Origin of the sequence: Limnospira sp. PMC 289.06 (genome assembly GCF_032350395.1) — a bacterium.
GTDB lineage: Bacteria > Cyanobacteriota > Cyanobacteriia > Cyanobacteriales > Microcoleaceae > Limnospira > Limnospira platensis.
The window spans coordinates 26719-35970 of sequence record NZ_JARPLC010000019.1 but is presented as its reverse complement, the minus strand read 5'-3'; the positions used below and the strand labels follow the sequence as shown (position 1 = coordinate 35970).

At 43.7% G+C, this 9252-nt stretch carries 9 protein-coding genes; 5 read left to right on the top strand and 4 right to left on the bottom strand.

Features of this window, described 5'->3' with window-relative positions; genetic code table 11:
• Positions 1–238: 238 nt before the first annotated feature.
• Both P5674_RS06710 and P5674_RS06705 read right to left on the bottom strand, forming a co-directional pair.
• Entirely contained in the window at positions 239–1456 is a 1218-nt protein-coding gene (locus P5674_RS06710) for an ABC transporter permease (protein WP_014277187.1), read from the bottom strand.
• A 41-nt stretch (positions 1457–1497) separates the two neighbouring features.
• Positions 1498–3156 carry an efflux RND transporter periplasmic adaptor subunit gene (locus P5674_RS06705; RefSeq protein WP_315669877.1) on the bottom strand — a complete coding sequence of 553 codons (1659 nt, stop codon included), beginning with the start codon at positions 3154–3156 and terminating at the stop codon, positions 1498–1500.
• 107 nt (positions 3157–3263) lie between these two features.
• On the opposite strand from P5674_RS06705, the gene era reads away from it, so the two are divergent.
• Positions 3264–4196: a GTPase Era gene (era, locus tag P5674_RS06700; protein WP_014277185.1), complete on the top strand. Its 933-nt coding sequence runs from the start codon at positions 3264–3266 to the stop codon at positions 4194–4196.
• A gap of 19 nt (positions 4197–4215) precedes the next feature.
• Positions 4216–4614 (top strand): hypothetical protein, encoded by a 399-nt coding sequence (locus P5674_RS06695; protein ID WP_014277184.1) that lies wholly within the window; start codon positions 4216–4218, stop codon positions 4612–4614.
• Here the strand turns inward: P5674_RS06695 and P5674_RS06690 are convergent.
• Positions 4597–5196, bottom strand: coding sequence for a TetR/AcrR family transcriptional regulator (locus P5674_RS06690; protein WP_006617768.1), 600 nt, complete (start codon positions 5194–5196; stop codon positions 4597–4599). The two genes, P5674_RS06695 and P5674_RS06690, sit on opposite strands and share 18 nt — an antisense overlap.
• Positions 5197–5324: 128 nt before the next feature.
• Here P5674_RS06690 and P5674_RS06685 point away from each other — a divergent pair, with 128 nt between their 5' ends.
• Genes P5674_RS06685 through P5674_RS06675 form a run of 3 tightly spaced genes read left to right on the top strand, consistent with a single transcriptional unit; the run spans position 5325 to position 8700 of the window.
• Positions 5325–6737 (top strand): HlyD family efflux transporter periplasmic adaptor subunit, encoded by a 1413-nt coding sequence (locus P5674_RS06685; protein WP_014277182.1) that lies wholly within the window; start codon positions 5325–5327, stop codon positions 6735–6737.
• Positions 6734–7921, top strand: coding sequence for an ABC transporter permease DevC (gene devC, locus P5674_RS06680; RefSeq protein WP_014277181.1), 1188 nt, complete (start codon positions 6734–6736; stop codon positions 7919–7921). Before P5674_RS06685 ends, devC begins: the two co-directional genes overlap by 4 nt.
• Before the next feature lie 44 nt (positions 7922–7965).
• Positions 7966–8700 (top strand): DevA family ABC transporter ATP-binding protein, encoded by a 735-nt coding sequence (locus P5674_RS06675; RefSeq protein WP_006617771.1) that lies wholly within the window; start codon positions 7966–7968, stop codon positions 8698–8700.
• A 3-nt stretch (positions 8701–8703) separates the two neighbouring features.
• Here the strand turns inward: P5674_RS06675 and P5674_RS06670 are convergent, their stop codons facing one another.
• Positions 8704–9192 (bottom strand): hypothetical protein, encoded by a 489-nt coding sequence (locus P5674_RS06670; RefSeq protein WP_014277180.1) that lies wholly within the window; start codon positions 9190–9192, stop codon positions 8704–8706.
• Between the last annotated feature and the right edge of the window lie 60 nt (positions 9193–9252).

Below are 9252 nucleotides of genomic sequence, written 5' to 3'. Positions count from 1 at the left end.
AAACCCGCCCTATCCCTGGTCATTAATTGATAATTGTCGGGGCGGGTTCTGCTGTCAATTCTCCATCCCCAGGACTATCTGAATAAACCCGCCCTATCCCTGGTCATTAATTGATAATTGTCGGGGCGGGTTCTGCTGTGAATTCTCCATCCCCAGGACTATCTGAATAAACCCGCCCTATCCCCGGTCATTAATTAGTTAATAAACCCGCCCTATCCGAATCAGCGCCTATCAACTATTAAATACTGCGGAGGGCGACGATTGGATCAAGGGCGGCGGCGCGTCTGGCGGGAACTACGCCGAAAAATAAGCCAATACCACCAGAAACACTGACAGCGACTGCGATCGCACTTGTGGAAATTCCAGCTTCTAAAGGTGTTAGTATTCCCACCAGTAACACACCACTAACACCTAAACCCGTGCCAATTAATCCCCCCGCTACAGATAAGATAATCGCCTCAATAATAAACTGAATAAGAATATCATTTTGGGAAGCGCCTATGGCTTTTCTCAGACCAATTTCCTGGGTTCTTTCTGTGACAGAAACCAACATAATATTCATAATTCCAATTCCCCCGACTAACAAGGAAATCGCCGCCGTCGCTGCTAACATCAACGTTAAAGCCCCAGTAATTTGTCCGAGGATATTCATTAAATCCTGTTGATTCCGAACCGTAAAATCATCTTCATCAGTAATTTTATGTCGTAAACGTAGCAAATTCTCAATTTGAAATTGTGCCGCCCTCATCTGATGTGCTTCTTTAATAGAAACGGAAATAAAGGTAACTTGTAAACCATAGGGAGAATTGCGCCCAGTAATGCGATTAGCAACGGTGGTAATGGGTATAAAAGCATTCATATCCTCATTACTTCCTAAACTGGAACCCTTGGGTTGCATGACTCCAATTACCTGCAATGTAATATCCTTGAGTCGGACTTGTTTACCGATGGGGTCTTCATTACCAAATAATTGTTCTGCTATTTCTGAACCGAGGGCGACTACCTGTTCATTTCGCTGAATATCCAAATCAGAAATAAACCTTCCTTTGGCAATATCAAAACTACGAACGGTCATATATTCTGGGGTAGTGCCAATTATAGAACCAGAGGCATTCCTACTCTGATAAGATATTAATTCACTAGCTGTTAAAGAAGGTGCTACAGCTTCCACTGAGGGGACTTGTTCAGCGATCGCCATTGCATCTTCTAGGATTAAATTTTGAGGGGGATAAACAGGTCTTCTCTGGGCTTCCGGGCTGCCGGGGACAATAAATAATACATTAGGACCCAGGGAATTAACTTGATTTTCGACAAAGGTTTGCGCCCCTTCTCCAATACCTATCATAGCAATAACTGAGGCATTACCTATAATAATGCCTAACATAGTTAGGCTGCTTCTCATTTTATTAGCCAATAATGTCGCCGAGGACATTTTGATACTTTCTAGAATATGCATAATTAGGGATGATTAGATTAGTTGAGGATTGAGGTGCTATTTTATTGTATAATATCTTCAAGTTTTTGTCCGGGTGGCAATTCAATAAAAACGCGATCGCCTGTAGTAATTCCTTCCAAAATCTGGATTTCATTACCAATTTGTGAACCGATAGTAACAGGTTTAAATTCTGGTTGACCTTCCTGGTTAGGAATGAGTACACCCGTATTTCCCCGATTAGTAATAATCGCCACAGTCGGAACCACAACAGCTTGATTAAGTTGGCGACCGACAAACCGTAAATTAACATTCATTCCCGACTGCAATACATCCTGTCCCGTGCGAATATCAATCCGGGCTTGAAACAGGGTAACATCTCGTTCTTTAATAGCTTCCGGGGCGATTAAATGCACTTGACCTTCAAAAACCTGATCTGGGTAAGCATCGGCTATAATTTCCACCCTTTGTAATGGTTCAATTTGGACAATATCAGTTTCGGGAATTTTCGCTAAAACTTCCAAATCCTTAGCCAAAGCCACAATAGAAGTAGAGGTAGCAGAAGTCGCATCAGAGGCGGAAGTAGCCGGAGTAACAAAAGCGCCCTCAATCGCATATCTTTGAGTAATAATTCCCGCAAAAGGCGCACGAATATTAGTATCTTCTAACAGCACTTGATAATAGCGCAGTTGACTTTCAGCCTCCCGGACATCAGCTTCAGCAGCCGCAATATCTTCAGGACGAGTGCCATTTTCCAACTCATCTAACTGACTGCGCGCCTCGGTAACATCAGACTCAGCTTGTCTGATAACTTCAGGACGAGTGCCATTTTGTAACTGTCGCAAATTTTGACGTTCCTGTTCAACGGTAGCTTCCAATCGTTCAATTTGCGATCGCCTATTTTCCTGAAGTTGTGCTAGTCGCTGTTTAGCCTCATCCTGTAAAGCCTCCAGGCGGCGTTGATCTCGCCTATAGCCATCCAAAGTATCCTCAGAAACAGCCCCCTGACTTTTCAATTCTTCATAGCGCTGTACCCGTCCCTGGGCCAATTCCAACTCAGCTAAATTGGCTTGTATTCTTGATTGGGCTTGGTCAATTTCATTTTGTAGACTCCCCGACCGGGCATCAAATAGGCGAATTTCCGCCTCTCTAAGCCTCGCAGATGCCACCGCAATTTCTTCTTGGCGTGTTCCAGCCTGCAACTCTGCTAGACGTGCCAGCGTGCGTTCTAGGCGGGCTCTGGCGCTGGCAATGGCTTCGGGACGAGAGCCTTGGCGCAGTTTTGCCAAATTGGCTTGGGCGCGTTCTAACCTGGCTTGCGCTTGTAGGCGTTGGGCTTCGAGTTCGTTACTCTCCATGCGCGCAATAATTTGACCGGCTTCGACACGATCGCCCTGTTCAACGTACAATTGAGCTAAACGCCCTTGAGTTTTCGGACTCAAATTCACCCGGCGCACGGGTTGTACAACTCCACTAGCCCTAACGATTACAGTTAGATCCTTGGCTTCCACTGGTACAGTCAAGGCTTCTACCATTTGTAGTGAGTTAGGCTGGCGATGATAAACTCGGTGCCAGACCATGGGAACGGCAAGAATTCCTAAAGCCAGTAGTGCGATCGCCCACCATTTTGGTCTACGTCGGGGCGGTTTTGCTACTGTGGGCTGGAAGTCATGCTTAACGAGACCGTTAGGGGACTCTGTTTCTGGTTTTGGATCTGTTAACATTATGGTTCCTCTCGATCCACGAACTGACAAACTCGATCAGTATTTGGGATTAAATCTGATCAGTTAGTCATATATCAATTTTATCAAAATTTTAGGTAATTGGAAGGATGGACTCTATATTTCCGGTGAGTATTCCGGTCGCCCCCGAAGGCTACAAATCAGGTTTTGTGGGCATTATCGGCCGCCCCAATGTGGGGAAATCAACTCTGATGAATAAGTTGGTAGGACAAAAAATTGCGATTACTTCTCCTATCGCTCAAACTACTCGTAACCGCTTACGGGGAATTCTTACTACTGACTCGGCTCAAATTATTTTCGTCGATACGCCAGGAATTCATAAGCCACATCATCAGTTGGGTAAGGTTTTGGTAAAGAATGCGAAATTGGCGATCGCCTCGGTGGATGTGTTAGTCTTTGTGGTGGATAGTTCGGTCATGTCCGGGGGTGGCGATCGCTATATCGTCGATTTACTTACCCATACTAAAGTCCCCGTGATTTTGGGTTTAAATAAGTGGGACTTACAGCCAGATCAATATGAGGCGATCGACCAGAGTTATCAGCAGTTCGCTGAGGCTAATCAATGGCAAATGGTCAAGTTTTCCGCTGTCACTGGTGCGGGGGTAGAAACATTACAAAATCTGTTAATTAACAGTTTAGATCCCGGTCCCTATTATTACCCTCCTGATTTAGTGACTGACCAACCCGAAAGGTTTATTATGGGTGAGTTAATTCGCGAACAGATTTTGCTACACACCCGCGAGGAAGTACCGCACTCTGTGGCGATCGCTATTGATAAAGTCGAGGAAGATGTTAAGATTACCCGCATTTTAGCCACCATTCATGTCGAACGTCTTTCCCAAAAAGGCATTTTAATTGGGAAGGGCGGACAAATGCTCAAAACTATTGGTAGCGCCGCCCGCCAACAGATTCAAAAGTTAGTAGATGGAAAGGTTTATCTCGAGTTGTTTGTGCGCGTTCAACCTAAATGGCGACAGTCCCGCAATCAGTTGGCTGAGTTGGGTTATCGTGTCGAAGAATAAGGGGTAAATGGAGGGCAATATGAGCGATATCGGCACTATATTTGGTTTTTTGGGCGGCACTGTTGTGGCTATTCCAGGAGGATATAAAGTCCTGCAATATCCTAAGCCAGATCGCGTTTTTAAAAGACTGTCAGACGCGAAATGGTTTTTAACTCTCCGCTGGTGCGAACAGTTTACTACTCCGGCTGGGGTCTTGAATTTAGAGGGTCAGCTTTCTTTTTGTAATGCCGCAGTTATGGCTATGGGAGAGGATAAATTTTTACCCCCAGAACACCGACAGCCTATCTTTAACTGCTGTTTATCTTTACCTCTCGGAGAAACCACTATTTATGCTAATCCTCCCTTTCCCGAAATTCAGATCATGGCTATAGAAATTGATCAGCGTTTTGGAAGAGTCGCCTTAGTCCGTTATTACTAATTTTACCAGGCCTTCAATATAGCGATCGCGTTCCATGGGCATAATTTCTCCACCGTGCATAATTTCCTGGATTAGTAAGTAGTGTAATAATGCTCCCATAATCACCCTAGCAGTCACTTCCGCATCAGCTAACTTGAGTTTTGGGTAAGATTCTAAACTCTTAGTTAGCCTATTAATTCCTACTTTAACAACGTTACTAATGAAGGCTTGAGCTAGTTCTGGAAACCTTCCCGATTCCCCAATAATTAAGCGCAAAAAACACAGCAACTCGGGGTCATTTAAGATTTGACTTAAAATTGCAGTCGCCCATGTTTTTAAAAATATAGCCGGGTCTTCTGGTTCCTCAATTACAAAGTCCAAAATTCGTTTTTCCCCTAAATATTCAGTTAAGGCACTAAACAAACTTTCCTTATCCCCAAAGTGATTATATAGGGTGGCTTTTGATACTCCAGCCGTTTTAGCTACCCGATCCATGCTGGTAGCTGCAAAGCCGTGGGCCAGAAATTCCTCGATCGCCCCCTGAAGAATTTGTTCTGCTTTGGGGGCCATCCCTGTCTCTGGGTGAGATTGTCTCTTGGCCATCTAATTCTCTCCTCGTGCCGTGGCAGTCCTTGTGAATTTTTGTGATCTACTTGTCATTATACCAAACAGTTTAGTATACTTAATTAGTGAACTAAACAGTCTAGTTTAATTATGGGGAGAGATATGTTATGTTACAGTCCCACAGCACCAGCGATTTCACCTCAACTGGTTTCCTAGGTCGCCGGATCAGCACCTGGGCAATGGTTGCCACTGTAGGGTTAGGAAGTGTTGCTAGCTATATGTTTTGGCAGTCTACCCAAGAAAGCCAGGAAATGCCCTTAGCGGTAGCTAGTCTACCCGTATCAATCAAGGTAACCGCTTTGGGGCGATTGGAACCTGAAGGGGAGGTGATCTCAATTTCGGCTGCCGGTGGGATGGAAAATAACCTAATTCAGCAGTTGCTAGTCCAGGAGGGGGACTGGGTGCAGGAGGGGGATGCGATCGCCATTTTAGATAGTCGCGATCGCCTTCTAGCGGCCATAGAAAAGGCTCAGGAGCAGGTCGGTTTAGCAACAGCCAAACTCGAGCAAATTAAGGCGGGGGCGAAAATTGGGGAACTCGAAGCGGCTAGGGCTACGATCGCCCGCCTAGAGACCGAAAGACTAACGAATATCGAAGCCGGACAGGCCATGATCGCCCGTTTAGAGACCGAACGCAGCACCGATATTGTAGCAACAGAAGCCAAAATCGCCCGTTTACAGGCTCAAAAACAGGGGGAATGGCAGGTGGCACAGGCAACAATTAACCGCATTGAGGCTGAATATAACAATGCTGTAAATGATGAACGTCGCTATCAGGAATTGCATCAACAGGGGGCAATTTCCGAGGAGTTATGGAATTTAAAACGGCTGCACAGGATAACCACAGAAGAACAGCTACAGGAGGCACGGTTTAATTTAATTCGCATTGAAAATACTTATAACCAGCAAATTCAAGAAACCCAGGCTCAATTAACCCAAATTCAGTTAGCTAAACAACAGCAAATTGAGGAAGCTAAGGCTAATTTAGATGGTATGGATCGGGGAGGGACGCAACAGATTAGGGAAGCTATGGCTACTTTAACCGCCCAGGCGGAGGTGCGACCTGTGGATATTGCAGTAGCAGAAGCAGAGGTAAGATCAGCCCAAGCTGCATTAAGACAAGCCGAGGCAGATTTGGCTTTAGCTGAAATTATTGCCCCTAGAAATGGGCAGATTTTAAAGATTCATGCTTACCCTGGAGAAATAATTGATAATTTGGGCATTGTGGAACTGGGAGAAACTCGGCAAATGGTGGCGATCGCTGAAGTTTATCAAAGTGATATTCACCGGGTTAAAATTGGACAATCTGCCCGGATTACCAGTGCAGCTTTAGAGGGAGAATTATCGGGAATTGTGGATCGCGTAGGTTTACAAATTCAACGGCAAGATGTGATTAATGCTGACCCTTCTGCTAATATTGATAGCCGGGTTGTAGAAGTGCGTATACGTTTAGATAAAACTGCCAGCCAGAGAGGAGCTGGGTTAACTAATTTACAAGTATTAGTGGTAATTGAACCATGATTAAATTGATGCAGCCTTTACAACAATTAGCGAGACGGACTCCTTTAGGATGGTTACAGTTAACCCATGATAAGGGTAGGATGTTCGTGGCGATCGCTGGTATTGCCTTTGCTGATATTTTGATGTTTATGCAGTTAGGATTTCAGACAGCATTATATAATAGTAATACTCGCCTTCATAGAGCCTTAGAAGCAGATTTAGTGTTAGTTAGTCCCCAGGCTTTGAACTTAACCCGTATGTCTACTTTCACCCGTCGCCGACTTTATCAGGCGATGAATGTGCCGGGGGTCGAGTCAGTGGAACCTGTTTATGTGGCTCTCAAAACTTGGAAAAATCCCCAAACCCAGAAAGAAACCGCGATTTTGCTGTTGGGATTTAATCCAGATAAACCCGCTTTTAATTTTATCATAAATCATCCAAATTTACCAGATATTAAATTACCAGATCGGGTTTTATTTGACCGGGAAGCTAGGGGAAACTATCAAGAGGCGATCATATCTATAGACCGGGGAGAAAGGGTGACAACCGAAATTGAACGCCGCACTATTACCATTGCTGGTTTATTTGAACTGGGGGCATCTTTTGCCGCTGATGGTAGTTTGATGACCAGTGATCAAAACTTTTTGCGCCTGATGCCCAAACAACAAGCCAGCAGTATTAATATAGGTTTAATTAAAGTAGAATTAGGGGCGGACATTTTGGAAATTCAAGCTCTGTTAAAAGCTCATTTACCCTCCGATGATGTGCGGGTATTAACTAAGGCTGAATTTATCCAATTTGAAAAGAATTATTGGACAGCTAATACTCCTGTTGGTTTTGTGTTTAATTTAGGAGTAGCAATGGGTTTTGTCGTGGGAACCATTATTGTTTATCAGGTATTGTCAACTGATGTCGCTTCTCATTTGGCTGAATACGCCACTTTTAAAGCTATGGGTTATCGAACTATTTATTTATTGTCAATTGTGTTTGAGGAGGCTTTGATTTTATCCTTATTGGGTTTTGGGCCGGGATTGGGTATTTCTATTGGCTTATATGCCATCACTAGAAATGCTACAAATTTGCCTGTTTATATTACTTTATTTAGGGCGGTTCAAGTATTTATTTTGACAATTATTATGTGTACCATATCAGGGGCTATAGCTACCCGCAAACTTCAGGCGGCTGACCCGGCTGATATTTTTTAGATTCAGATCAGGGGTTGTCAATTAGGGGGGTAAAACCAAGGAAGATGATTATGAATGCGGCGAATATTATCAATGCAAGTTTTTCAGAAACCGGCACAAATTCGGTGATTGTAATTGCCGGATTGAATCATTATTTTGGTGATGGTCATTTAAAAAAGCAGGTTTTGTTTGATATTAATTTGGAGATTAAATCGGGAGAGATTGTGATAATGACCGGGCCTTCTGGGTCAGGAAAAACTACACTTTTGACCTTAGTGGGTGCTTTGCGATCGCCTCATTTTGGCAGTTTAAAAATCTTAAATCAAGAAATTTGTGGGGCTAAGGATAATCAGTTAGTAATGATTCGCCGCCAAATTGGCTATATTTTCCAAGCCCATAACCTTCACCGCAGTTTAACAGCTTGGCAAAATGTGAGGATGGGTTTAGAAATGCACGGCACTTTTTCCAGGGAGGAAATGCGCCACCATGCTGCTGAAATATTAACAGAAGTTGGACTAGGCGATCGCCTTAATTATTACCCAGAAGATCTATCTGGGGGACAAAAGCAACGGGTAGCTATTGCTAGGGCTTTAGTTAGCCATCCCCCTATTGTTTTAGCCGATGAACCCACCGCCGCCCTCGATAGTAAATCGGGACGGGAGGTAGTTAATTTAATGCAAAAATTAGCAAAAGAACAGGGTTGTACTATCTTATTAGTTACCCATGATAACCGTATTTTGGATATTGCCGATCGCATTGTTACCATGGAAGACGGAAAGCTAACCTCTAGTCTCCGTTAGCTGTTATTCCCCGTCATAATTAGTTTCTAAAGCTAATAATTCTGACCGCCGCTGACTCAGTTGAAATTCCAAAGATTCAATTTCAGCCAATAACTGTTGACGGCGTTTTTCTAGGGACTGGGTTTGACTATTAAAATAGGCTTCTATTGGCGGCCATAATTCAATCGCCCAGTCGCGGCTGGCGGTTTTCATTTCATTAATTACTTTCACCGTCCCGTCAGGTTCCAAAACAAAGAGGGTATATAAGCGATCGCAATTTCCCCGTTTTCGCCTTCCTTTTTGACAATAAAGATATAATCCTGGAACCTGTAAAGCTGATTGGTCAATTTGACTCACAAAAGGTCCCTCAATGGAATAACCATCAGTCTGACTGCGGTCTATTCCTTCTACCAATTTACACCAATTACCTAATTTAGGATTAAGGCAACTTTCCCAAAATCCTGGGGCGATTAAAAATGCCTCCCTTAAATTAACTAAAATTGACGAACCCATATAATTATATCACTCGCAAATTTTGACATTTAACTATAATAAACCCTACGGCAAAATTAG